Below are 25,908 nucleotides of genomic sequence, written 5' to 3'. Positions count from 1 at the left end.
GGAAGATGTTTTGGTTTCTGCTGTAACATTAAATAAAACTGAAGCAAAGATTACTATCTGTGATGTTCCCGATAAACCCGGGGCTGCTGCAAAAATATATAAAGAACTAGCTGACAATGGAGTTAGTGTTGATATGATCGTCCAGAATGTAAGCCACCTTCGCCAGACAGACATTTCTTTTACTATAAATAAAGCTGATAGCGCTAAAACTCTTAAGATTGCAAAAAGGCTTGCTTCTGAGATCGGGGCAGGGGATGTTTTGCAGGATGAAGATATTGCAAGGATCTCCATTGTGGGAGTTGGAATGAAATCTCATTCCGGAGTAGCAGCTGCAATGTTTGATACCTTAGCAAAAGACAAAGCCAATATTGAGATGATTTCTACTTCTGATATCAGCATATCTTGTATTATTAAAAAGAAATTCGCTGAAACAGCTGTGCGCGCTTTGCACGAAGAATTTGGCTTAGCAAAATAATTTCATTAGCGAGGTAATGATGCATAAAGTAAAAATTTTTGATACTACTTTAAGGGATGGTTCGCAAGCAGAAGGGATTTCTTATTCTGTTAAGGATAAGATACAGATTGCTTTTGAGCTTGATAAGCTTGGTGTTCATTTTGTTGAAGGCGGATGGCCGGGAGCTAACCCAAAAGACATGGAATTTTTTCTTGATATGGCTAAAAAGCCCCTCAATAATGCCAAACTTGTAGCATTTACTATGACCTGCAGGCCGAATATAAAAGCGCGCGATGACAGTAATTTAAAATCAATTGTTAAATCAAAAGCTAAATTCGTCACAGTCGTAGGGAAAACCTGGGATTTGCATATTAAAGATGTTCTAAAGATCTCTCTTGAAGAAAATCTTGGCATGATTAAGGACACAGTAAAGTTTTTTACTGATTCTGGGCTTGTTGTGTTATACGATGCAGAACATTTCTTTGATGCTTTTAAAGCAAATAAAGATTATTCAATTAAATGCCTTCAGGCTGCGATTTCTGCAGGAGTAAAAACTGTTTGCCTTTGCGATACCAATGGAGGCTCGCTTACCTCTGAAATAATTAAGGTTATATCCGAAGTAAAGAAAGAGATTAATGTTGATATCGGTATTCATTGCCACAATGACGCGGGAATTGCTATTGCAAATTCTATTGCTGCAGTTCAGGCCGGAGCAAATGTTGTTCAAGGCACTATTAATGGCTACGGGGAAAGATGCGGCAATGCGGATTTGATACCGATTATCGCCAATTTAAAATTAAAATTAGGAGTTGATTGTATTTCTGATGATAAGTTAAAAGAACTTGAGCATGTTTCGCATTTTATCAGCGAAGTAAGCAATATGGTTGTGCGTAATGACCAGCCTTATGTGGGAGAATCGGCTTTCGCGCATAAAGGCGGAATGCATATCAATGCGGTAATGAAGAATCCAAAAACCTACGAACACATTGAGCCAAGTTTAGTGGGAAATCATCGGAGAATGCTTGTTTCAGAGTTAGGCGGAAAGACAGGGATTTTCCTGCGCGCCAAAGCAATGGAGCTTGATTTAAGTAAAGAGGATCCCAAAACCAAAAAAATTTTAAAACTTCTTCAGGATTTGGAATATCAGGGTTATCATTTTGAAGCAGCAGAAGCGTCTTTTGAACTTTTGATTAAAAGAGCGCTTAAGAAATATACTAAATTCTTTGAATTAGAAGGATTCAGGGTTGTTGTGGAAAAGGAATCCGACAAGAAGATTACTTCAGAAGCGATTATGAAGGTTAAAGTCAAAGGCGCCAAAGAACACACAGCTGCAGAAGGCGATGGCCCAGTAAACGCCCTTGATAATGCTTTAAGAAAAGCTTTAAAGGATTTCTATCCAGCGCTATCAAAAATGCACCTTGCTGATTTTAAAGTGCGTGTTTTGGAAGGAAAAGCCGGAACTGCGGCAAAAGTTCGAGTTCTTATCCAGTCGCAGGACGAGGAAGAGTCATGGAATACAATCGGAGTCTCGGAAAATATTATTGAAGCCACCTGGTTGGCGCTGGTTGATTCAGTTGAATATAAGCTTTTGAAAGATAATCATGAACATTAATGACATACCAAGCCGTTACAATCCTAAAGATGTTGAGGATAAATGGTATAAAATCTGGGAAGAAAAGAATTATTTCTCGGCAAAGCCCGATCTTAAGAAAAAACCATTTAGCATAGTTATCCCTCCGCCCAATGTAACCGGAATTTTACATATGGGGCATGCTTTAAATAATACAATACAAGATATTCTAATCAGGTTTCACCGTATGAATGGCGATGAGTCCTTGTGGATGCCGGGGATTGATCATGCCGGTATTGCAACGCAAAACGTTGTTGAAAAATCCATTGCGAAAGAAGGGTTAAAACGCCAGGATTTAGGACGGGATAAATTTATTGAGCGGGTGTGGACTTGGAAAGAGCAGTATGGCTCTACAATAATCCGCCAGCTTAAGAAATTAGGCTCTTCTTGTGACTGGTCGAGAACGCGTTTTACCATGGATGAAGCCTATTCAGAGGCAGTTAAAGAGGCTTTTGTGCATCTGTATGATAAAGGGCTTATCTATCAGGGAAATCGTATTATTAACTGGTGCCCGCGCTGCCAGACAGCATTATCTGATGAAGAAGCTCCTCATCATGACCTTCAAGGAAATCTTTATTATTTAAAATACCCTTTAAAAGAAAATCCTAAGCAATTTATTACTGTCGCAACAACCCGTCCGGAAACTATGCTTGGGGATACTGCAGTTGCAGTTAATCCTAAGGATAAGCGTTATAAGAATCTCGTCGGTAAAACTTTGATCTTGCCTTTAGTCAACCGTGAAATAAAAATCATTGCGGATAATTTGGTTGATATGAAATTTGGAACTGGCGCTGTAAAGGTGACTCCTGCGCATGACCCAAATGATTATGCTTTTGGAAAAAAACACAACCTTGAATTTATCAATGTCATGTATCCGGATGGCCGCATGAATGAACTTGCCGGAGAATACAAGGATATGGATAGATTTGAAGCGCGTGAAGTAATATTGGAAGATTTGAAAGAAAAACAATTATTAGAAAAAGTGGAGCCGCATGCATTATCAGCAGGCCATTGTTATCGCTGCCATACCATAATTGAGCCATATTTGTCAAAACAGTGGTTTGTTAAAATGGCGCCTTTGGCAAAGCCGGCAATTGAAGCAGTCAAAAAGAACAAAATTAAATTTCATCCAAAGCGTTGGACAAAAGTTTATCTAAATTGGATGGAGAATATTCAGGATTGGTGTATTTCACGCCAGATTTGGTGGGGGCACAGGATTCCAGTGTATTATTGCAAAGATTGTAATGAAATAATGGTTTCTAAGCTGCATCCTGATAAGTGCACAAAATGCGGCTCAACTAATATAATTCAGGACGAAGATGTGTTAGACACTTGGTTTTCGAGTTGGTTATGGCCATTTGCAACATTTTATTGGCCGCAAGCTTCTAAAGAGCAGCAGGATGAGTTAAAATATTTCTATCCGACCTCAGCGTTAGTTACCGCACCTGAAATAATTTTCTTCTGGGTTGCGCGTATGATTATGTCGGGTTTTGAGTTTATGGGCGATAAGCCATTTAGCGATGTCTATATCCACGGCACTGTGCGCGACATTGAAGGAAAAAAGATGTCAAAGTCACTGGGCAATATTATTGACCCGCTTGATATTATCAATGAATATGGCACAGATGCGCTGCGTTTTAGCTTAATTTCAACCACCGCCCAGGGCCAAGACGTATTTTTGTCAAAAGAAAGGTTTGAGCAGGGAAGAAACTTTGCCAATAAAATCTGGAATGCTTCGCGCTTTATCTTGATGAATCTTGACTCTTCCGCTTCAAAGCATGATTTATGCGTCTATTTTAAAGAAGAAGAGCTTGATTTAGTTAATCGCTGGATTTTAAGCCGTTTTTACTCAACGTTAAAGGAAGTAAACAAAGATTTAGAAAATTTTAAATTTAATGAAGCGGCAAATGCTTTGTATTCATTCTTCTGGCATGAATTCTGTGATTGGTACCTTGAATTAATCAAGCCCGAGATAAAAAGCGCTCATAATCAGGTGGTAATGTTTAAAATTTTAGAGAAATTCTTGCGCGCATTGCATCCATTTATGCCGTTTGTTACCGAAGAAGTCTGGCAGATGCTTAAAAATCACACTTCACCTGAATCAGTGGATGTCAGTATTATGGTTTCTCCATGGCCGCATATTCAGGAAAATATTATTGATAAGAAATCTGAAGCTAAAATGGAATTATTCTTTGAAGCGGTAAACGCCATCAGGAATATGCGTTCGGAATTAGAAATTCCATTGCAGGATTTAATTGCGGTTAAGATTTTCTCAGGAACCAAAGCAAATAAATTGCAATTAGAGCCTTTAGCCGGATATATAAAGAATTTGGCAAAGGTAAACGAATTAACTCTTGATGAACATTATGTTCATTCAAGCGGAGAATTTACCAGCGTTGTTAAGGGAATGCACATTGTTATTCCTTTAGCAGGTATTGTTGACATAGATAAGCACCGGCAAAAAATTGAGCAGAAGATTCAAAAGGCCTTAGCGGATATCCAGTCAAAAGAAAAAATGCTTTCAAACAGTGATTTTGTCAAAAGGGCGCCTGCTGATATCGTTGAAAAAGAAAAGGCAAAATTAATTGAGCTTAACGACGCGCTCAAAAAACTAAAAGGAGTCAGAGATGGACTCAAATAAGAAAACTTTTTTGCAGGAAGCTTTGCCTATTTTGAGTGTTGAGAAGATTGATTCAATCCTTAAGCATGCTTTAATTGAAGATATCGGCCATGGAGATATCACCACGCTTCTTACCATCCCTAAAGATAAAGAGATTAAAGCCAAGATTTTACTTAAAGAAGATTGTATTGTTTGCGGGCTTTTGCTTGCAGAGAGGGCTTTTAAGGCAAGCGATAAGAATATTGAGTTTAAAGCTTTGGCGAAAGAAGGAAAGCCGTTAAAAAAAGGCAAGGTTATCGCTGAAATTTCAGGGAATGCTGCGAGCATCCTAACGGCAGAGCGAGTCGCGCTTAATTTCTTGTCGCTTCTTTCTGCAGTTGCTACTAAGACAAAAGAATATGTAGAGAAGATTGAGCCATATAAAACAAAGATTACCGATACGCGCAAAACTATCCCCGGTTTAAGAGAATTGCAGAAATATGCGGTCAGGATTGGAGGCGGATATAGCCATAGGATGGGGCTTGATGAAATGATTTTAATTAAAGACAACCATTTAAAAGTTACCGAAGGCTATACTAAACTGCCCAGCGTGCCAAAAGGGTTTAAAATTGAAGTAGAGGTCCAGAATCTGGATGAATTTAAACACGCAATTTATTTTAAACCTGACGTAATAATGTTGGATAATATGTCTCTTAGCGATATTAAAGAAGCAGTTAAGATTAGGAACAATACAGAGTTTAAGAGCCATCATCCACCTACCAAGCTGGAGGCTTCCGGAGGGGTTAATCTGGATACTGTAAAAGATATTGCCGCAACCGGAGTAGACATTATCTCTGTCGGTGATTTAACTCATTCTGTTAAATCAATTGATATGAGTTTAGAGGTAGAATAATTGTCTGGTTTTAAGCTTGTTTCAAGTTATAAGCCTTGCGGCGACCAGCCAAAGGCAATCAAAGAATTAACCGAATCTATTTCTTCCGGCAGGGCTGGGCAAACTTTACTGGGTGTAACCGGTTCCGGAAAGACGTTTACCCTTGCCAATGTAATTGCAAAAGCCAACCTTCCTACATTAGTAATTTCTCACAACAAAACTTTAGCCGCACAACTATATTCTGAATTTAAAGAATTTTTCCCGGAAAACGCGGTTGAGTATTTCGTAAGCTACTACGATTACTACCAGCCAGAAGCATATATCCCTTCAACGGATACTTATATCGAAAAAGACTCGGCAATTAACGATAGGCTTGACCGCCTGCGTTTATCTGCGACTACATCTTTAATGTCCCGTAGTGACGTCATTATAGTTGCTTCGGTTTCTTGTATATATAATTTAGGAAGCCCGGAAGATTACAAGGATATGCTTGTTTTTGTCGAAAAGGGGCAAACAGTTTCCCGCGATGAGCTAATCTTAAAATTAGTCCAGATTCAATACGAAAGAAATGATTATGAGTTTATCCGCGGAAGAATTAGAGTAAGAGGGGATGTAGTTGAAGTGTTTCCATCTTATCAGGAAAAGGCGCTTAGGATTGAATTAAATGGCGATAGGGTTGAAAAGATTTCAGAGATTAACCCTGTCTCCGGAGAGATTTTGGTAAAGCTTGAAAAAATTGCAATTTACCCGGCAAAACATTTTATTGTTTCAGGGGATAGGGTTGATTCTGCGATTAAAGCAATTGAGGCTGAGCTTCAAGAACAGCTTCAGAATCTGCGCAGCAGGAACAAATTATTAGAAGCGCAGCGCCTGGAATCGCGCACAAAATACGATATGGAGATGTTAAAGGAAATTGGATACTGCCACGGCATAGAAAACTATTCGCGTATCCTTTCGGGGCGGCCCTCGGGAAGCAGGCCTTATACTTTGATTGATTATTTTCAGGGAGATTTTCTTACGGTTATCGACGAGTCGCATGTTACAGTTCCGCAGATAGGGGCAATGTATGAAGGGGATAAGGCGCGTAAACAGACTTTGGTTGAGTATGGGTTTAGGCTGCCATCTTGCCTTGATAACCGTCCTTTAAAATTTGATGAATTCAATTCTTTGATTAAGCGGACAATTTACGTATCAGCTACTCCTAACGATTATGAAATTAAAAAAAGTGAAGGAAAAATTATTGAACAGATAATACGGCCTACGGGTTTAATCGATCCTGAGATAATTGTCAGGCCTTTAGAGAATCAGGTTGATGATTTGGTTAATGAAGTGAAAATCAGGGCTAAGAAGAACGAAAGGGTTTTAGTTACAACTTTAACCAAAAGAATGGCGGAAGATTTAACTACCTATTTACAAGAGAAGGGTTTGTTAGTAAAATACTTACATTCGGATATTGATACGCTAACCCGGACAAAGATTTTAAAGGAACTCAGGCAAAAAGATTTTGATTGTTTAGTCGGGATTAATTTGTTAAGAGAAGGGCTTGACCTTCCGGAAGTTTCCCTGGTTGCAATTCTCGACGCTGATAAGGAAGGTTTTTTACGTTCAGAGACAAGCCTTATCCAGGTATCCGGCAGAGCTGCAAGAAATATTAATGGGACAGTGATAATGTACGCTGATACAATTACTGGCTCAATGAAACGGGCAATCTCGGAAAGTTTGCGCCGTAGAAAGATTCAGTTAGAATTTAACAAAAAAAATAATATAACTCCTCGCTCAATCCAGAAAGCAATTAAAGAAGGGATTGAAGGGTTGATTGAGGCAGAAGAATACGTAGCAGAATTAACAGGTGAGAAGAAAGACGAATATGAATTGCGCAGGTACATTGCTGATTTGGAATATGAAATGGAATTAGCAGCAAGAAATTTGCAATTTGAAAAAGCAGCAGAATTAAGAGATAAGGTTAAAGAACTAATGGGAGTGTTAAAGAAATAACATGCTATTAACCGCAGATATCGGAAATACAAATATTAACTTTGCGATTTTTCAGAATTCAAAGATCGTAAATAAATTTGTTATCCCTACCAAAAGATACGATTTTGGTTTATTAAAAAAGCATTTATTGGATATTGAATTCAATGATGCAATTATCTGCAGCGTTGTCCCTAAAGCAGAGAAGATGCTGGAATCGGGGATTTTAAAAATCCTTGGGCACAATCCTTTTGTCGTCGGAAAGAGTATAAAAGTACCGATTAAGAATCTCTACCGCAAGCCAAAGCAGGTAGGGCAGGACCGTTTGGTAAATGCATTCGCCGCGTCAAGCCTGTATGGAGCGCCTTTAATTGCGATTGATTTTGGCACAGCAATAACTTTTGATGTGATTTCAAAGAATAAGGAATATCTTGGCGGCATGATTTTGCCGGGATTAAGGATTTCTTTGGAAGCCTTGGCTGAAAAGACGGCGTTATTGCCGGAGATTAAATTAGAAGCTCCAACTGAATTTATCGGCAAGGAAACAAAAACAAGTGTTTTAAGCGGTTTGATATTCGGCATGGCCTCATTAACCGATGATCTTTCGCAAAGAATAAAAGCTAAAATTGGGAGGAATGCAAAAGTTATCGCAACCGGTGGGAATATCAAACTAATTTCCAGATATTGCAAGAAAATTGATAAAATTGATCCAGATCTAACCCTTAAGGGCCTATATCTAATTTATCGCCGCCTCCATATCTAATTAATGAAAAAATATAATAAAGTTTTTTTATTATTCTTGTTAGTTTTGTTTTATTCTTTTGGTTTAGCTTTTTCTGGGATACCTGAGGAGTTTAAAGATAAAATTAACAATTTAAAGTGGGTCGCTTATACCCCTACTAATTTTGACCCTAACAGGAATAGTTTTCCTTCAGAAGAATCAATCATTGCTGACCTTAATGTTTTGTACAAATATGGATTCCGCGGGATTGTTACTTATGGTTCCGACGGAATTTTGGCTCAAATTCCACGCTTGGCAAAAGAAGCCGGTTTTGAAGGCGTTATAATGGGTATTTGGGATATTGACGAAAGAGAAGAGATAATGAGCGCGGTTTTGGCAAGAGATTATGTTGATGGTTATTGCGTGGGAAATGAAGGGTTGAATTTTAGATATGATTTAGAAACTTTAAATAATTCAATTGCGGAGATTAAAGAATTAACCGAAAAACCCGTGACAACAACAGAACACTTAACCGATTATTCCAATGATCAAGTTTATAATTTAGGGGACTGGGTTTTCCCGAATTGCCATCCTTTTTTAAGCAATGTAAAAGAACCAAAGAAAGCTGTAGCTTGGATAGAGAAATATTTTAACCGGCTTAATAAACATTGCCAATCTGACAGGGTTGTAATTTTTAAAGAAGTCGGATTCCCTACGCAGGGAGACCATAAGGCTTCTGAGGCAAAACAAAATGAATTCTTTAAGGCTATGGAAGATATGAATGTAACATTTGTATATTTTGAGGCATTTGATCAGTTTTGGAAGAATGATACCTCAGTTGAGCCTCATTGGGGGCTGTTTACCAGCAAAAGAAGGCCGAAGAAGTTTATTGCTTCGCAATAGATGTCATCCCTGCGAAAGCAGGGATCCACTAAATAGCGTAGATTCCCGCTGCAGTTTACCCCTGCGGAAGCAGGGGCGGGAATGACAAATAATGTGGGAATGACATGTGATTGTCATCCCTGCGAAAGCAGGGATCCACTAAATAGCGTAGATTCCCGCTGCAGTTTACCCCTGCGGAAGCAGGGGCGGGAATGACAAATATAAAAGGAGTATTAAATGGCAAATTTTTCATTTGATATAGTTTCAGAAGTCAATCTTCAGGAAGTTGACAATGCGGTTAATCAAGCTATAAAAGAGCTTTCTCAGCGTTATGACTTTAAAGATTCAAAGTCCAGCATTAATTTTGATAAGGCCGAGAATAAGATTATCCTTGTTGCCGACGACGACTTCAAGCTCCGGGCGCTCAAGGATATCCTGGCAACCCGCCTTGCAAAAAGAGGAGTGTCGCTTAAATCTTTGGTTTTTAGTGATCCTGAGAAGGCTTTTGAAGGGACTATCCGGCAGTCTGCTGAAATTACCATGGGAATTGCCCAAGATAAGGCAAAGCAGCTTGTAGGCATCATAAAAGAGTCAAAAATCAAGGTCCAAACCCAGATTGAAGGAGAGAAAATCCGCGTTTCTTCTCCAAAAAAGGATGATTTGCAGGCAGTAATCAATCATCTAAGAAGTATTGAGTTCTCCCTGCCACTGAGCTTCTGCAATTATAGGTAAAGATTTAGCACAAAAAGGTTGACATTTCGCCTGGAAATGTTATACTTTAACTTCTTAATCCAATTTCTAAACTTACTTAACTCTATAATAGTCAAGGGTTTTTGTTTCTTAAAAAAAGGATGGAATCTTGAAAAAGGCTTACTTTGAATCTGTCGCTTTAAGGGTTACCCGGTTTTGTCTTTTTGTCATAATATTTATGAGTTTTTCAGAAGTTTGTTTTGCCAAAATTGATAAGAAATTCCGCTTTAATGTTGGCCAGACTTATGATGACAACATAACCTATGAGTCAATCAATAAAATCAATGATAATATCACCAATGTTACTGCAGGCGGAGATTTGACTTATGAAGGAAGAATCCAAAGCTTATCATTAGGCGCAGATGTAACCCACCAGTTTTATGTAAAAAACCATAATTTTGATAATACTTCAGAAAGAGCAAGGGGTAATTACCTCTTGGAGCTTTCTAAAAATGAAAGGATAACTTTAGCCGATAGTTTTTATCATTCATTTGAGCCGCGCAGTTTTGAAGACGAATTCGGCAGGCTTGATGGAAGGTATAGTTTTTATAATAACGCTATTAATTTTGATTATCTTCGCGATATTTCAAAGCAGCTTAACTTAGACGTCAGGTATTCAAATAATATGTATACCTATTCTACGGATTCAATCTCTGATTCATATCTTAATTCAGGTGGGCTGGGGCTTAACTATGCCATTAATTCTTCTTCAATTGTTTACATGAACTATGATTATTCTCAAAGAAAGTTTAAAAATGGGCCAAAGTCCAGCAAGAATACAATTGCGCCTGCGTTAAGGCAGTATTTTACAAGGCAGCTTTACGCTGATTTAAGGCCGGGGATTGATTTTATTAAGGGTTACGATGGGACAAAGTACACAAGAGCGAATATTTTCCTGTCTTTGACGAATGAAATAGATGAAGCAACCACAAACACCTTTACTTTTACCAAGCTTTACGACACTAATTCATATACGAAGGAGATTCTTGATTCCTGGAGATGTTCGCTTAATTTTAGCCGCCAGCTTACCCGCAGGCTCGGAACAGCAATTACTGCTTTTTATGGCAATGGAAAATATGAGTCAACCAAAACAACGGATAAAATGGTGGGTGCTGCTGCAGGCTTAACTTACGACTTAACTAAAAATTTAAAAGCCACTCTAAATTATACCTATTCAGATACAAGTTCAAATGTTCCAACAAGAGAATATATCAGAACTGCTGTTACTTGTGGTTTGAGGATGGAATTTTAGGATGCTTAAGGAACACAACAAAGTTCTAACTTATTTAATTATTATCTGCGATTATTTTTTAATTATCGCGGCTTTCTTTATTGCTTATCTTGTTAGAGGGCAAGCCATCTATAAAGGGAAGATTGATGATCTTCTTTGGCTTCTTCCCATTATAACTTTAGTTTTAAGCTGGTTATTGTATAAATTCGGTGTGTATAAATCAATCCGCACCAAGTCAATCTATGAGGTCGTTTCTAACGTTTATAAAGCTACTATCGTTGGTTTTTTAATATTTGCTGGAATAACGTATGTTTTTAAAATTCCCCATATAAGCAGGATTTTTATCCTTTCAATTGTAATATTCTCCACAATCCTTGTTAGCGCGGAGAAGATTCTGTTAGTGTTGTTTTTTAGATCAATTAGAAAAAAAGGTTTTAACACAAGGAATATGCTGGTTGTGGGGACAGGTAAACGCGCTCAGCATTTTATTGATTTGGTTAAAGAGCGTGATGAATGGGGCTTAATAATTTTGGGCTTAATTGATAAAGACAAAGAAAAAATCGGGCAGGAAGTTTCTGGTTGTAAAATTATCGGTTCTTTTGAGAATATCCCTGAGATATTAAAAAAGCATGTAGTTGATGAAGTAGTCTTTATCACTCCGAGGTCTTGGTTGGATGAAATTGAAGAGATAATGCTTTATTGCGAGAACCTGGGGTTAAAAGTAAGCGTGGCTGTTGATTACTTTGAGCTTAAATTATCAAAAGCAAAACAAACAGAGCTTCAGGGCTTTCCAATGCTTACTTTTGAATCAACTCCTGATAAAGTCTGGCACCTTTTGATAAAGAGGATTTTTGATATTGTAGTTTCCGGTGTAGGTATTATAGTCCTATTCCCGTTTTTATTAGTAATTTCTATAATTATAAAGCTGTCTTCAAAAGGCCCTGTATTTTTTAACCAGAAAAGATGCGGCATCAATGGCAGGACGTTTACGCTATATAAATTCAGGACAATGTATAAGGATGCTGAGCAAAGATTGGAAGAGTTAAGCATCCATAATGAAATGCAAGGCCCTGTTTTTAAAATGAAAAATGACCCGAGGGTTACTCCGATTGGAAAGTTTTTAAGGAAATTTAGTTTGGATGAATTTCCCCAGCTTTGGAATGTATTTAAGGGCGATATGAGCTTGATTGGGCCGCGTCCGCCGCTTCCCAAAGAGGTTAAAGAATACCAGACGTGGCAGAGGCGAAGGCTTAGCATGCGCCCGGGTTTAACTTGTTTGTGGCAGGCAAGCGGGAGAAACAATATTAATGAATTTGATAGATGGGTAAAACTTGATTTGGAATATATAGATAACTGGTCGCTGTGGCTTGACCTTAAGATATTCTTTAAAACAATGCCGGTAGTTGTGTTTGGCGTAGGCGCTAAATAGCCTTTAAAAATAGGAGGATGTGATGAGAAAGTTCTTAGTATTAACTATGGTTTTATTGACGATTTTAGTTTTTTCAAAAGCTATTAACGCGCAAGCGCCAACTGACAGGACAGCCCCTGCCAAGGATGCAGTAGCAGAAAAAATAAAGAATCTTAAGGAGCCTGTAATTGTCCGCGAGGAAGCCAAGGCTAAGGAGCCTGTGGTTGCTCAAGCTATCACCAGCCAGGTTCCTCCTGCGCAAATAACAACTCTTGAGGCACCAGCTAAAATAAAAGCTCTAACCATGCCGGAGCAATCTTTAGGCGAGGTTAAAGCGCCTGCAGCGCCTGTTGCAGTAGCTGAGGCTGTAAAACCGCAAGAAGCAGCTTCAACTGAATATGTTACTGGTGTTGATGATGTCCTTGATATATCTATAATTTCCCCTGACCAGATGTTAAATACAGTAACCGTTGCTTCCGATGGCTCAATTAATTTTCCTTATATCGGTAATGTTATAGTTAAAGGTTTAACTTTAGCGCAGGTTCAGGATTTAGTTCAAAAGAGGCTTGCTGATGGATATATGAAATACCCGATTGTTTCTGTTGCATTAAGAGAATCCCGCAGCAGAAAGTTTTTTGTTTACGGAGAAGTTAACCGTCCGGGCCCATATTTGGCAGATGAAAGCACAACTGTTATTAAAGCTATATCTTTCGCAGGCGGGTTTACAAAATACGGCTCATCCAGCCGAGTTAAGATTTTGCGCCAGAAAAAAGATGGCAGCGGATACGACGCTGTTAAAATAAATATTAGTGCTGCAATGTCAGGAAACCCCAAGGCCGATCCTGTTATCCAGCCGGGGGATATTATTGTCGTTTCAGAAGGCATATTTTAATTAAAATTTAAAAGGAGAATGTAATGGAAAATTATAGCGAAACAACACTGCGGGATTACCTGCGTATAATATTCCGCCATATTGTGGTGGTTTTGACAGCCATTATTACAGTAACGGCGACTGTTATCGTAGGGCTTATATTTAAAACACCTGTATATCAGTCTCAGGTAAAGATGTTAGTGTCTGCGGAAAAACAGGTGGAAGCTACTTATTATCGGGAATTACTGCTTGACCGTAACACACCTATTACAATTACTCAAAGCGAAATTATGAAATCAAATCCGGTAATGGAACGCGTGGTTAAAGCAATCGGGCTGTATCAGCGGCCATTAGATTATGAGAAGAACTTTTGTTCTTTGATAAAGAAGCCGTATGTTATTTTAAGTGCAAAAGCCTTTAACGCTAAACTTAAGCACTTGCCTGAAGACCAGCGAAGGGCTTTTTTATATAGGATTGCTGTTGAAGATTTAAAACAGCATGTAGATGTTGAGCCGATAAGAGACACGAATCTGTTTATCTTAAGCGCAAGGGATTTTAGCCCTGTTGGAGCTGCAATCATTGCTAACGTTGTCAGCCGTTCATATGTCATCTTTGACCTTGAACAGCAAATGGCTGAGCAGCAGCTTAAATACGGCGAAAAGCACCAGTCAGTTATCCAGCTTAAGGATAATATTGAAAGAATGATTAAGAATTTAGATGGAAAGCCGCTTCCAGACGTAGAAGCAATTGGCCCGGCATCAGTAAAGATTATTGAGCAGGCAACTGTTCCTTTAAGGCCGGTTGGGCTTCCAAAAAGCACTACTTTGCTTTTAGCTTTTGTGATGAGTGTTTTCTTAGGAGTCATGCTTGCGTTTACCTGTGAATATCTGGACCAGACTTTTAAATCAGCTGTTGAAGTAGAGAGATATTTAAACCTGCCATTCTTAGGGTTTATCCCGAGAAGATTGAAAAAGCATAAATCTTCAATTGTTAATACAAAAAGAGAGGCAATGCTTGCGCGTGCTTATAATAATCTCTCCGAGCAGATATATCTGATAATGAGAGATAGAAATTTTAAGTCGCTTCTTTTAACCTCGGCATTGCGGTTAGAGGGCGTATCAACAATTGCCCATAACATGGGGATGTATTTGTCTAATTCTGCAGGGCATAAAGTTTTAATTATTGACGCTAATTTGAGAAATACTACTTCAGTTGGGGTTAAGGCTAAAACGCTAAAAGGCCCGGGCTTAACTGATGTAATTGAAGGGAAGGTTACGTTTGAAAAAGCAGTGCATGCTTTAAACGCAAAATTTCATGTTTTAAGCGCTGGCGAAACAGAGCTTAATCCAATTACATTCTTTGATTCTGTGGCAATGCAGGATTTAATTAAACACGTAAAAGAAAAGTATGAGATAGTTTTGATTGACTGCTCGGATTTAATCAGCTTTAAAGATGCAGCTGTGCTTTCTGCGTATGTTGACGGAACAGTGCTTGTGGTTAATGAAAATAAGACCAGAAGGCAGGTTGTTAAGGCTGCTATTGTGCCTTTAGAGCAGAAGAAAGCTAATATATTGGGAGTTATTCTTAATAATCGCACATTCCCAATCCCTGAAAAAATCTATCAGCGGATATAATGTCATCCCTGCGAAAGCAGGGATTCAGTAAGTGTGTCATTCCCGCAGCGGTGTCATTCCCGCGAAAGCGGGAATCTATTAATAAAGGAGGCTGTATGGGCTTTACCATTACGCAGTTACTATTTTCGTTAGTTGTCTTAGGCTTAGGTTACATAGTTCTATATCTTGCTAATAAACCCGGCAATCAACTGCAAAAGATTGGCAAAATTATCGGTTTAGCGATGGTTTCTTTGAGCGCGTTATGCATAATTTTTACTTTATTCATTATGTTTATGATACTTTCGCATCAGCCATCGGGAAGAAATATGCGTCAGCCAGTTCAGCAGGGAAATGCTGCAAGGCCCGCTCAACCTCCGCGGTAAAGTCTTTATTCTATTGTCATTCCCGCAGCGGCTGTCATTCCCGCGAAAGCGGGAATCTATTAATAATGTCATTCCCGCGAAAGCGGGAATCCAGAATATATAAATTATGGAAGAATATCAAAGAGAATATTTAGTTTCTATTGGTGAGAGGCCTTGGGGCAATTATAAGGTTCTTTTAAACGGCGAAGACCACAAGGTTAAGGAAATCACTGTTTCTAAGGGCTGCCGCCTTAGCCTTCAGAGGCATAAAAAGCGCGAAGAGCATTGGTTCATTCATCATGGAGAAGCGCAAGTTGAAATAAATGGTGTAGTACATAAGCTTTCAGTCGGGCAATATATTGATATCCCCCGTAATTGCGAGCATCGTATTAAAAATATCGGTTCCACAGATTTAATATTTATTGAAATCCAAACCGGCGATTATTTCGGTGAAGATGATATTGAGCGCTTAGAGGATGATTATAAAAGGTGACTGTTATTTCTGTAAAATCAGGAATTCGTAACATGAAAGATAGAGATATTTCATTAGATTTTTTTAAAGGGATTTGTATTATCTCTGTGGTTTGTATTCATTCTTTTGATAGTAGCAATAATTCTGATGTCTTTGCTAATTTTGATATTGCTTTTAGACAAGTCTTTAATTTTGCAGTTGCTGGTTTTATATGGGTGGCTGGGTATTGGATGGGATTTAGTTCGTTAAAATCCATATCTCCTAAATTAAGTTTATTAAAGAGACGCTTAAGTGGAGTTTTTGTTCCGTACTTAATTTGGACTACATTCTATTTGTTGATCTTTGCTCGAAAGAATACAATTTCACTAAAGTATATATGTTCTTCGATATTCTTTGGTAAGGCTTCAGGTCAGTTATACTTTATTCCTGTATTAATACAATTGTTTTTATTGACTCGGTTAATTTTCTTTCTCTATTATAATAAATTGCTTTTAAAGGTAGCATTATTTATTAACCTAAGTTATATAATCTTAATCTATTTTCTAGCTAGTCTAAATATTCAAATATCATTTCCTTATTATGCTGTTCCTTTCATGGGATGGATATTTTTCTATTCTTTAGGGATTTATATTGGGATAAATAATGATGAACTAATTCTACACCCCTTTTTGCGGTTAAGGTATTTTTTATTTACTATTTTAATAATTACTCTTTTGAGCTCAATCATAGAGGCAGAATTGATTAATTCTAAATTCAAATTGTTGCAAATCGCTTTATCTCAGATAAAGATTTCTTCATTTTTATATGCGAATAGTATAATTTTATTATTTATTATTTATAGAAAGTCATTTATGCGAAAAAATATTGTTTCGAATTTAGGTCAAATATCTTTCGGTATTTTCTTAACACATTTATTGTTTATGAATTTAGTAAAGAAAATTCTTCCAGGTATAGATCATTCTTTTATTGTTCATTTAGGAATCATATTTGCTAGGGTATGTATAATTATTTTTTTGAGTTGGTCATTAATAAAATTTCTTAGGGTTATTTTAAGAAATAATTCACAAATTTTAAAAAAAATTGGTTTTATCTAATTAAGCTTGTTAAGGTAGATATAAAAATTTCATATTGATGTTGTGATAGTTTAAATAATCCTAAATTAATAAACGAGTTAAACTTTAAAACAGATTGTATAGAACAAAGTTATTTTGTTTAGAATAAACTCTACCAAAATTAATTCATTTTTTTTAAAATGAGCATTAGAAAAAAAACGGTGCAAGGAATTACTTGGGCTGGTATTTCTCAAGTTTCGAAACAAGGTTTTCAGCTAATCATTACTGCTATTTTAGCAAGATTATTAGTACCAAGTGATTTTGGATTGCTAGGTATGGCAACAGTATTTACAGGTTTTGCAGCTGTAATATCAGAATTTGGAATTAGTAGCGCACTAATTCAAAAACAAGAAATTACCGAGATTCACCTTTCTTCATCTTTTTGGGTAAATATTATTTTTGGTATTTTATTAACTTTATTTTTTATTCTTTGTTCGCCATTTATAGCAGCTTTTTATAATAAGCCTGAGTTAACATTAATTATAAAAATAATTTCTTTTAATTTTTTGTTTTCGTCCTTAATGGTCGTTCCTCAAGCAATATTAACTAAAAATCTTGATTTTAAACGTTTAATGATTCGCGATCTTGTTTCAGTAATAATATCTGGTTTGTTTGCGGTATTATTGGCATTTAAAGGTTATGGAGTTTGGAGTCTAGTAATTCAATCTCTCGTTTTTACTTTGGTAAATTGTTTTTCTTTATGGTTGCTTACGAGTTGGCGCCCAAGGGCTATTCTTTCTTGGATGGCGCTCAAAGAAATATCTAAATTTAGTATTTTTATGGTTGGATTTAACTCAATAAATTATTTTGCTCGTAATTTAGATTTCCTCTTAATAGGGAAATTTCTTGGCGATGGTCCTTTAGGATTTTATTCGCTAGCCTATAAGCTTATGTTAGTACCTTTGCAAAATGTTTCTGGTGTTATTACCAGAGTTATTTTTCCCGTTTTTTCAAAGGTTCAAAATGATGCAAAAAAGTTAATTTTAGGTTATCTTCATTTACTAAAAGCTGTTTCAATTCTTGCTTTTCCAGTAATGCTTGGATTATTTGTTTTAACAGATGTTTTTGTGAAAGTAGTTTTTGGAGATAAATGGATTGCTATCACTCCTATAGTTAAGTTGTTATGTTTTAGTGGATTAGCGCAGGCTATAGGAGGACAACTAACCGGTAATATTAGATTGTCTAAAGGTAGAGCAGGCCTCCATTTTAGGCTAGGTTTATTACATGCTTTGTTAACTGCTGCTTCTATTATCGTTGCTTTAGCCAACGGAATATTTTGGATTGTTTTTACTTTGACTTTGTTTAATGTTGCTTGGTCGTTTTATACTAATTATATTACATTGCCCTTAATTAACTTAAAAATGAGAAAGTATTTTTCTTCTTTAAAATCAATCTTTTTAAGCAGCTTGGTAATGGTTTTATCGATTTCCATAGTTTTGCTTTTTCTAAAACAAAGTAACATTTTTACGCTTGTAATTCTAATTGTTTTTGGATTGTTAGTTTATATTTTTAGTTTGGTATATTTTAAACAAATAGTATTTATTGAAGGTAAACCTCAAATCGCATTCGAAAATGATTAATAAAAATAATTTTTTGAATATCGTTATCGTTATTATATTTTCTTGGTTCGTTGGTAATATTGTTTTTAATGCTTTATTTTATCGTTTTAAATATTTTCAATTTGTTCTCATGGGTATATTGTTTATTCCTTTGTTTATAGCTTTATTCTTTAAACATAGTAAGAATATGATTCTAGGTCTAATTGTATTTAATTTAATGATAAATCCAGGATTCCCTATTAATTTTTTTGAACACAGGCTAGTTATATATACAAGCGATTTTTTATTTTTATTTGTTTCTTTTTTTGTTTTGGCGCGAAGTAATTTTTATAAGAAGAAGAAAATATTTTCTTCTTCTGTGCTTGGTGGTATCATCCCATTACTTGGTCTTGCCTTTTTTGAACTACTTTCTTTGATTCCTGCTGTTAATAAGACTTTGCCTTGGCTTGAAATTATCGATACTTTTAGAGTTATTTGGTTATTTTTATTGGCTATAATCTTATTTGATGAATTTAATGATTTAAAATTTGTTATAAGAAACTTATTAATTGCCTTTATATTGCAATCTTGTTTTATTTTAATTGAGTTCTTAGTTGGTCATCCGGTTTTTAGAATTCCTGCTGGCGTACACATTTTTGATGTAGTTGGAGATATTTTTAGACCCTCAGGTACATTTGGTCATTCAAGTGGTTTTGCAAAGTTTTCTTCTTTGGTTATTCCTATAGCTTTTGCCTCAATGATTTACGAAAAAAGAAAATGGAGAGTTATTTCTTTTGTTTCTTTTATTCTTGGTTGCTTTGCTTTAATTCTTACCGTTTCGCGCGCGGGTATCTTGTTTACTTCGATTGGTTTATTCTACTTTATTTTTTTAATTATTATACAACGTTCTTTCAAAATCGCTTTGCCAAAATTTGTATTATTGATTTGTTTCTTTGCAGTTATTTTATCAGTTTCTTTAGGTGGAAAGAGGATTATTAGTCGTTTTAATAACGATTTGGGATCAATTTCTGCTAGGCCAAAAATGTATTCTGTCGCTTTCAATATTATAGCTCATAATCCAATTTTAGGTGTAGGGATGAATAATTATGTTCTTGTGGCACCCAAGTATGATACTACTTCAGATAGGGTTTCAGTTAGGATCCCCGATCCGGTTCACAATATATATTTACTATACGCTGCAGAAGCCGGTTTATTAGGGTTTTTGATGTTTTTGCTTTTTCTTTTGAGAACAATTTTTGCGTATTTCAAGTTTCCTTTTAGTAATGATTCTACAATATGGTTACTTTCTCGTTCGATTGGGATAGGCATAGCGTGTTGTTGGTTGCACGGTTTAATAGGGTGGGGATTTCGGCTTACGCTCGTTTTTTCTGGGTTTTTATGCTTATTTAGTGCTGCAGTTTTTAAGCTTATCTCGATTAAAAAAAATAATTTATAATGAAGAAAATACTAATAACTGGAACAGGTAATATTTTCAATAACGGCGAGTTTGCAATGTTACTTGGAGTTTATGAAGGGATTTCGAATAATTTTTGTGATTTTGAACTTAATGTGCTTACAAATAAGAAAGAGGAATGCAAAAAAATTATAAAAAATAAGAAAATAAATTTCTTAAACGATTATTGGGTAGGTCAAAAGAAAAATAAGTTAGTTTTTATTAGAAGCGTAATTTGGAATATTGTTTTTCTCGTATTTTCTCGCTTTGTTAAGATGAAATCAAAACATGAATCACTAAACGCTTATAATGATTGTGATATTATTGTTGATTTAAGTGGTGATGGTATTAGTACAGATTATACGGTTTTATCTTTGTATCTGCGTCTTTATTCTCTTTTTTGTGGAATGATTGCTAAAAAGAAAATTATTCTACTGGGTCAAACTATCGGTCCTATCAAAGGAAGAATCAATTTATTTTTAACTCGTTTTATATTGTCTAAAGCAAATGTAATTGTGTTAAGAGAAGAAAGAAGTTTCGACTATATGATTAGACACAAGTTTTTAAGAAAAAATTTAGTTTTGGGAACCGATAATGCTTTATTATTGGAACCTGATATTGAGGGAGCGGAAAATGTTTTATTTAAGAATGTTATTTTACCAAACTCCAAGTTAATTGGTTTGTCTCCTAGCGCTATAGTATATAAATGGTTTCCTGATAATGCTAGTAATGCAGATATGAAAAAAGAGTATATACGTTCCGTTGCTGGTGTCATTGATATTCTAATTGAGAATTACAAGTTTAAAGTTTTATTGATTCCTCATGTAATTTCTTCTGTAGATAATGATGATCTAGAAGTCTGTAAAGAAATCTATAAAGCTGTTAAAAATAAAAACGATATTACGTTGTTACCAGAATATTATAATGGAGCAATTTTGAAAGGCATAATTGCAAGGTTGCATTTTTTAATTACTTTTCGTATGCATGCCGCAGTTGCAGCAATTAGTTCGGGAGTTCCAGTTATTTGTTGGTCATATAACGATAAATTTGAGGGGTTAATAGGAGATAAAATGGGTCTATCTCAATATATTGTAAACATAAGAGAAAATAATTTAAGCGAGGTTATGAAAAAAACTTTAATTTTGGTGGAACAAGTTGAAAATGATTACCAAAACATTACTTATTCTTTAAAAAAAAATGCAGCTACTCAAAAAGGAAGAGCTTTAGAGAATATCAGTCATATTTTTGAGAATATGGGAATTTTTAAATGAGTATTTTAGATAAGATTACAAAAAAAAGAATTTGTACTGGTTGTGGTACTTGTTACAGTGTGTGTCCACTCGATGCTATTCAAATAAAGGAAGATTTTGAGCAGGGAATCAATCTTCCTAAAATTGATGAATCTATTTGTTCAGAGTGTGGTCTATGTCTAAATATTTGCCCTCAGAATTCGCTCTTAAAAGGAATTGAAAACCCTAATGATTTTTTTGGTTCTATGCAGTATTGTTTTTACGGATGCTCAGCAAATTATCATTTACGGATTGAATCAACTTCTGGAGGATTAGCTACAGCTATAAGTAGTTTTTGTCTTGAACAAGGAATCGTAAGTAGCGTTGTTAATGTTATTCCAAATGAAGATAATCCATTGCGGTATCGAGCCACGCTAAGTACTACAGTAAAGGATATTATGAAAAATAAGGGCGCAAAATATTGCCCTGTCTCTTTAAATGTAATTCTTAAAGAGATTGCTAAGAGGAAAAGTGAGGATTGTCTTTATATAGGTTTACCGTGTCACGTAAAGGGACTAAAAAAAGCAATGGAATTTCTGCCCGAACTACATACTAAAATTAAATACGTTATTACGATTTTTTGTGGAAACGTTCCTAATTTTAAAGGAACCGATTTTATTTTGGATAAATATAAAATCAAAAAAGAATCGGTAAAAAAGTTAGATTATAGGGGCAGGGGCTGGCCGGGAGGAATGTCTATTTCTTGCTCTGGACAGGATAGATTTTTGCCTTCAAAAGAGTATTGGAATAAATATTTTGCTAATTATTATTTTATTTCTGATTACTGTTTTGTTTGTGATGATTTATTTGGACGAGAAGGTGATATTTCAATAGGAGATGCTTGGTTGCCACGATTTAGCGAAGATAATCAAGGTACTTCAATTGGTATCGCCCGAACGTCTAAAGGGTCACAGTTGTTAGATAAATGTGTTGAAAATGGGTGTATTTATTTAAATCATATCGAGAAAAAAGAAGTTTTGCGTTCTCAGTTAGAAAAGGTAAAATTCAAAACTGGTGCATACGGATGGCGCAAAGCCTTTCTCTTAGGTGAATACAAAAAGTTCTTAAATATTGATTCAAGTTTGGGGTATAATTCATTAATTTTGTCTAATAATTTTTTGTCAAAAAATGTTTTTTTCAAGTATTTTTTACTAAATTATTTTGGAAATATATATTTTAGAATACTAGCTAAGTTAAGATTTAAACTTTTGAGATTAATTGAGGATTTTTCATGAAAGTGGCATTGGTAGCTTTTTGGTATATTGAGTATACTATTGAATTAGCTAATGCTTTAGCTGATTTGGAAGGGACTGAAATAGTCTTGTTTGTACCTGAAAGATTAGCGTGTAAATATTCTAGTCAGATTAGCAGTTTATTGAAGCTAAAAACTTTTAAATATCGGAGAATGAGTAATCCTATAAATTTCTTTGTAATAAGCGGTGTTTTTTTAAAGCTTAATAAATTGAAACCCAGTATTATTCATGTTCAAGGTGGAAATGTATGGTTTAATTTTCTTCTTCCTCTGCTTAATAAACAAAGTAAATTAATTGTAACTATACATGATGTTACTCCGCATGAAGGAGATAAGATGACATCTATTTTGCCTTTAAGGGAAAGAATAATTAGGTTTGCCGATGGATTTATTGTCCATGGAAATAAGATAAAAGATGAGTTTATACGTAAATATAAGGCAGATTTAAAAAAAGTTGCAGTAATTCCGCATGGCGAATTCTCAATTTTTAGTAGGATTGATAATCAGCTTATTGAAGAGGAGGAAGCAACAGTTCTTTTTTTTGGTAGGATTCTCGAATACAAAGGGCTCCAATATTTAATTAAAGCAGAACCGTTGATAAAAAAAGAAATTCCAAATATTAAGATTTGTATAGCTGGTGAAGGAGAATTGCTTAAGGAGTATGAAAAGCTAATTGTAAACAGAACAAGCTTTGAAATAATAAATTCTTATATAGATAATAATAAAGTCTCTCAACTCTTTCAGAAATGCTGTTTAGTTGTTTTGCCTTATATTGAAGCTTCTCAAAGTGGAATTGTCCCGATTGCTTACGCTTTTAAAAAACCTGTTATAGCTACAAGCGTAGGGAGTCTTCCGGAAGTAGTTAAAGATGGAGTTACTGGTTTTATTATTTCTCCTCGCGATATTAATTCTTTGGCAGAAAAAGTGATTTTTTTGATTAAAAACAAAGAAAAAAGACTTCTTATGGGTAAGAATTCTTTTCATATGACTAAAAATGAGTTGTCATGGATTGAAGTAGCTACCAAAACTCTAAATTTTTATAAAGAGATAGGGATTATTAAGAGATGAAAAATGTCTTATTGATACCTGGTTTTTTAAGTGATACTTTTTCAACTGTTGAAAAACTTTCTTTTCATTTGACTGAGATTTTGCAGGAGGAGGGTTATTCTGTTGTTTGGCTGGTTCAAGATGTACGTTCTTGTTTCAATGTATACAAAAACAGTATTAATGTAGGCTCTTTGAATGAACCTGTTTATGTTACTGAGCTTAAGAAATGTAAGATAACTTTTGTTACTAAAAAGTTATATAAATTCAATTTAATAAAAGATTATTTTATATTTAAAGAAATTATAAAAAATTATAAGATTGATTGTGTAATTGTTCAGTTTGGGCTAGAACGTTTTTATGCTGCAATGTTTTCGAAAATTTTTGGAGTAAAAGTTATTTGGTATGAAAGATGGGCATCTCTACATAGTAAGTTTTGGTTTCTTAAAAAAATATTTTATCATTTATTCGTTGATTTTTTTATAGCTAATTCTGAATTTACCGCGAAAACTTTACCAAGAAACAAGAGAATATTTATTTTGCAAAATAGTATTGAAGTTAAAAAAATGACAAATCTTGATAAAACAGAAAAGAATTTGTTGAAATTAAAATTGAACTTAGAGAATTTTAAATATATTGTTTTGATGATTGCAGCATTTAGAAGTGAAAAAAGATACGATTTAGCAATTGAAATATTGAAAAGGATTTTGTTGCAAAGAAAAGATGTTTGTTTTGTTTTCCTTGGAAATGGCGAGTTAAGAGAATTCTTTCTAAAACTTGTTGATAATCTTAATCTTCAAGATAATGTTATGATGCCCGGTCATGTTAATAATATTGAAGAGTTTTTGTTGGTAGCTGATGTTTTAATGTTAACTTCTTTTAATGAGCCATTTGGAAATTGTATTATAGAAGGCATGAGCTATTCTTTGCCTGTCGTGTCTTTTAATAACGGTGGACCTGCAGAAATTATTAAGGATAATGAAACCGGATATTTGGTGCCTTTTGGAGATGTTGAATTGTTTTCTTCAAGGTTATCAAATATATTAAAGAACGATGAGTTAAGGAAAGTTATGGGTGAAAAGGGATTTTGTAGGGTTAACGAAAACTTTAATATTTTGAATTGGAAAATTCAAATTCCAAGGATATTTAATGAGATTTCCGCAATTAAATAATAGAAATATTGTTACAGTTATTCATCCTGCTGACCCTTTGGGTCCTAAGGTTGGTGGGGTTGAGTCTTTTATTAAAGGCATAATAAAATATGCACCATCGAATTTTACGTTTTTTTACATTGGTGTTACTTCAGATAATAATATACGAAAAGTTAGGATTCTACAAAAAATTGAGCTTGATGGTAAAAGTATTTATTTTTATCCATTATTTATTGAAGAAAACGAAAATATTAAATCATTAGTTCCTTTGTCATTACGTTTTACTCTTTTTCTACTTTTCCATTTAAAGCTTATTCCAAAATCGGTATTATTCTTTAATAGAATTGAACCAGCAATTTTATTTTTGAAATGGAAGTCAAAAAAAGTTTTTGTTATCCATAATGATATGTTAAAGCAACTTAAAAAAGGCAATAGTGAGGTTTTGTGGAGTAATTTTCCTAAACTTTATTACTTTTTGGAAAGTATAATTTTAGATAAGTTTAATTTCATTTTTTCAGTTAATATAAATAGTTTAAACTTCTATAATAAACGATACCCTAAACTAAAGAATAAAATGAAATTTATTCCTACTTGGGTAGATAGTAAAGTATTTTTTCCATTGAACGTTGAAAAAAGCGAATTAATAAAGAACCGTTTGGAAAAGGAGTTTAAAATTATAACTAGTAATGGTCCTTGGGTTTTATTTGTTGGTAGGCTTCAGCTTCAAAAGGCCCCTATGAAATTGGTAGAAACCTTCCTTGAATTTAGAGAAAAAAATGATAATGCAGTACTTATTATAGTAGGAGATGGAAATTTACGTGGTCAATTAGAGTGCTACGTTGATAAGCATAATTTAAGAAACTGTGTTTATTTACTAGGAAATTTGACGCAAATGATTGTTGCGGATTTTTATAGGGCTTCCGATGTTTTTGTCTTAACAAGTAACTTTGAAGGTATGCCAATTAGTGTTTTAGAGGCATTAGGTTCTGGGTTACCAGTAGTCTCAACTTGCGTAGGAGAGGTCGAGAGAGTAATAACAGCGGGTTTCTCAGGAGAGATTGCTTATTCAGGGACTGTTGAAGAATTGACAAATAGTATTAATAAAGTAGTGATAAATAGAGAAAGGTATTCGAAAGTGAATTGTGTGTCTTCAATTGCTGAATTTGTTCCAGAAAAAGTTTTGAATGACTTATATGAAAAGCTAAATAATTAA

Annotated in this window: 22 protein-coding genes; all 22 read left to right on the top strand. The window is 35.0% G+C overall.

Features of this window, described 5'->3' with window-relative positions; genetic code table 11:
- Positions 1 to 475, top strand: a 475-nt coding sequence (locus PHO70_03480) for an ACT domain-containing protein (protein MDD5432031.1), incomplete at its 5' end; no start/stop codon positions are given.
- 19 nt (positions 476 to 494) lie between these two features.
- On the top strand, positions 495 to 2,066 hold the full coding sequence (gene cimA / locus PHO70_03475) for a citramalate synthase (GenBank protein MDD5432030.1): 1,572 nt from the start codon (positions 495 to 497) through the stop codon (positions 2,064 to 2,066).
- Positions 2,056 to 4,725: a valine--tRNA ligase gene (locus PHO70_03470; GenBank protein MDD5432029.1), complete on the top strand. Its 2,670-nt coding sequence runs from the start codon at positions 2,056 to 2,058 to the stop codon at positions 4,723 to 4,725. The genes cimA and PHO70_03470 overlap by 11 nt, the downstream gene beginning before the upstream one ends.
- Positions 4,712 to 5,596 carry a carboxylating nicotinate-nucleotide diphosphorylase gene (gene nadC / locus PHO70_03465; protein MDD5432028.1) on the top strand — a complete coding sequence of 295 codons (885 nt, stop codon included), beginning with the start codon at positions 4,712 to 4,714 and terminating at the stop codon, positions 5,594 to 5,596. Before PHO70_03470 ends, nadC begins: the two co-directional genes overlap by 14 nt.
- On the top strand, positions 5,597 to 7,570 hold the full coding sequence (gene uvrB, locus PHO70_03460) for an excinuclease ABC subunit UvrB (GenBank protein ID MDD5432027.1): 1,974 nt from the start codon (positions 5,597 to 5,599) through the stop codon (positions 7,568 to 7,570).
- A 1-nt stretch (position 7,571) separates the two neighbouring features.
- Positions 7,572 to 8,309 carry a type III pantothenate kinase gene (locus PHO70_03455; GenBank protein ID MDD5432026.1) on the top strand — a complete coding sequence of 246 codons (738 nt, stop codon included), beginning with the start codon at positions 7,572 to 7,574 and terminating at the stop codon, positions 8,307 to 8,309.
- Positions 8,310 to 8,312: 3 nt separating this feature from the next.
- The gene (locus tag PHO70_03450) at positions 8,313 to 9,170 is read left to right on the top strand and encodes a hypothetical protein (GenBank protein ID MDD5432025.1); all 858 of its coding nucleotides are present in this window, start codon (positions 8,313 to 8,315) and stop codon (positions 9,168 to 9,170) included.
- A gap of 216 nt (positions 9,171 to 9,386) precedes the next feature.
- The gene (locus tag PHO70_03445; GenBank protein MDD5432024.1) at positions 9,387 to 9,881 is read left to right on the top strand and encodes a YajQ family cyclic di-GMP-binding protein; all 495 of its coding nucleotides are present in this window, start codon (positions 9,387 to 9,389) and stop codon (positions 9,879 to 9,881) included.
- Between the two features lie 127 nt (positions 9,882 to 10,008).
- Positions 10,009 to 11,151, top strand: coding sequence for an outer membrane beta-barrel protein (locus PHO70_03440; protein MDD5432023.1), 1,143 nt, complete (start codon positions 10,009 to 10,011; stop codon positions 11,149 to 11,151).
- Position 11,152: 1 nt separating this feature from the next.
- Positions 11,153 to 12,559 carry a sugar transferase gene (locus tag PHO70_03435; protein MDD5432022.1) on the top strand — a complete coding sequence of 469 codons (1,407 nt, stop codon included), beginning with the start codon at positions 11,153 to 11,155 and terminating at the stop codon, positions 12,557 to 12,559.
- Positions 12,560 to 12,581: 22 nt separating this feature from the next.
- Positions 12,582 to 13,430, top strand: a complete 849-nt coding sequence (locus PHO70_03430; GenBank protein ID MDD5432021.1) for a polysaccharide export protein — start codon at positions 12,582 to 12,584, stop codon at positions 13,428 to 13,430.
- 23 nt (positions 13,431 to 13,453) lie between these two features.
- The gene (locus tag PHO70_03425) at positions 13,454 to 15,043 is read left to right on the top strand and encodes a polysaccharide biosynthesis tyrosine autokinase (GenBank protein ID MDD5432020.1); all 1,590 of its coding nucleotides are present in this window, start codon (positions 13,454 to 13,456) and stop codon (positions 15,041 to 15,043) included.
- A 95-nt stretch (positions 15,044 to 15,138) separates the two neighbouring features.
- Positions 15,139 to 15,405, top strand: a complete 267-nt coding sequence (locus tag PHO70_03420) for a hypothetical protein (protein MDD5432019.1) — start codon at positions 15,139 to 15,141, stop codon at positions 15,403 to 15,405.
- A gap of 106 nt (positions 15,406 to 15,511) precedes the next feature.
- Positions 15,512 to 15,877 (top strand): phosphomannose isomerase type II C-terminal cupin domain, encoded by a 366-nt coding sequence (locus tag PHO70_03415; protein ID MDD5432018.1) that lies wholly within the window; start codon positions 15,512 to 15,514, stop codon positions 15,875 to 15,877.
- 32 nt (positions 15,878 to 15,909) lie between these two features.
- Positions 15,910 to 16,950: an acyltransferase gene (locus tag PHO70_03410; protein MDD5432017.1), complete on the top strand. Its 1,041-nt coding sequence runs from the start codon at positions 15,910 to 15,912 to the stop codon at positions 16,948 to 16,950.
- A 158-nt stretch (positions 16,951 to 17,108) separates the two neighbouring features.
- Positions 17,109 to 18,548: an MOP flippase family protein gene (locus PHO70_03405; GenBank protein MDD5432016.1), complete on the top strand. Its 1,440-nt coding sequence runs from the start codon at positions 17,109 to 17,111 to the stop codon at positions 18,546 to 18,548.
- Complete coding sequence (locus PHO70_03400) at positions 18,541 to 19,962, top strand: O-antigen ligase family protein (protein MDD5432015.1); 1,422 nt, start codon at positions 18,541 to 18,543, stop codon at positions 19,960 to 19,962. Before PHO70_03405 ends, PHO70_03400 begins: the two co-directional genes overlap by 8 nt.
- Positions 19,962 to 21,230 (top strand): polysaccharide pyruvyl transferase family protein, encoded by a 1,269-nt coding sequence (locus tag PHO70_03395; GenBank protein ID MDD5432014.1) that lies wholly within the window; start codon positions 19,962 to 19,964, stop codon positions 21,228 to 21,230. Before PHO70_03400 ends, PHO70_03395 begins: the two co-directional genes overlap by 1 nt.
- The gene (locus PHO70_03390) at positions 21,227 to 22,483 is read left to right on the top strand and encodes a Coenzyme F420 hydrogenase/dehydrogenase, beta subunit C-terminal domain (GenBank protein MDD5432013.1); all 1,257 of its coding nucleotides are present in this window, start codon (positions 21,227 to 21,229) and stop codon (positions 22,481 to 22,483) included. Before PHO70_03395 ends, PHO70_03390 begins: the two co-directional genes overlap by 4 nt.
- Positions 22,480 to 23,568 (top strand): glycosyltransferase family 4 protein, encoded by a 1,089-nt coding sequence (locus tag PHO70_03385; protein MDD5432012.1) that lies wholly within the window; start codon positions 22,480 to 22,482, stop codon positions 23,566 to 23,568. Before PHO70_03390 ends, PHO70_03385 begins: the two co-directional genes overlap by 4 nt.
- Positions 23,565 to 24,716 carry a glycosyltransferase family 4 protein gene (locus PHO70_03380; protein MDD5432011.1) on the top strand — a complete coding sequence of 384 codons (1,152 nt, stop codon included), beginning with the start codon at positions 23,565 to 23,567 and terminating at the stop codon, positions 24,714 to 24,716. The genes PHO70_03385 and PHO70_03380 overlap by 4 nt, the downstream gene beginning before the upstream one ends.
- Positions 24,694 to 25,908, top strand: coding sequence for a glycosyltransferase family 4 protein (locus PHO70_03375; protein MDD5432010.1), 1,215 nt, complete (start codon positions 24,694 to 24,696; stop codon positions 25,906 to 25,908). Before PHO70_03380 ends, PHO70_03375 begins: the two co-directional genes overlap by 23 nt.

The sequence above is a fragment of the Candidatus Omnitrophota bacterium genome (assembly GCA_028715415.1).
Lineage (GTDB): Bacteria > Omnitrophota > Gorgyraeia > Gygaellales > Profunditerraquicolaceae > JAQURX01.
Note: the sequence above shows the minus strand (reverse complement) of the source record. Positions and strands in the feature narration are given on the sequence as shown.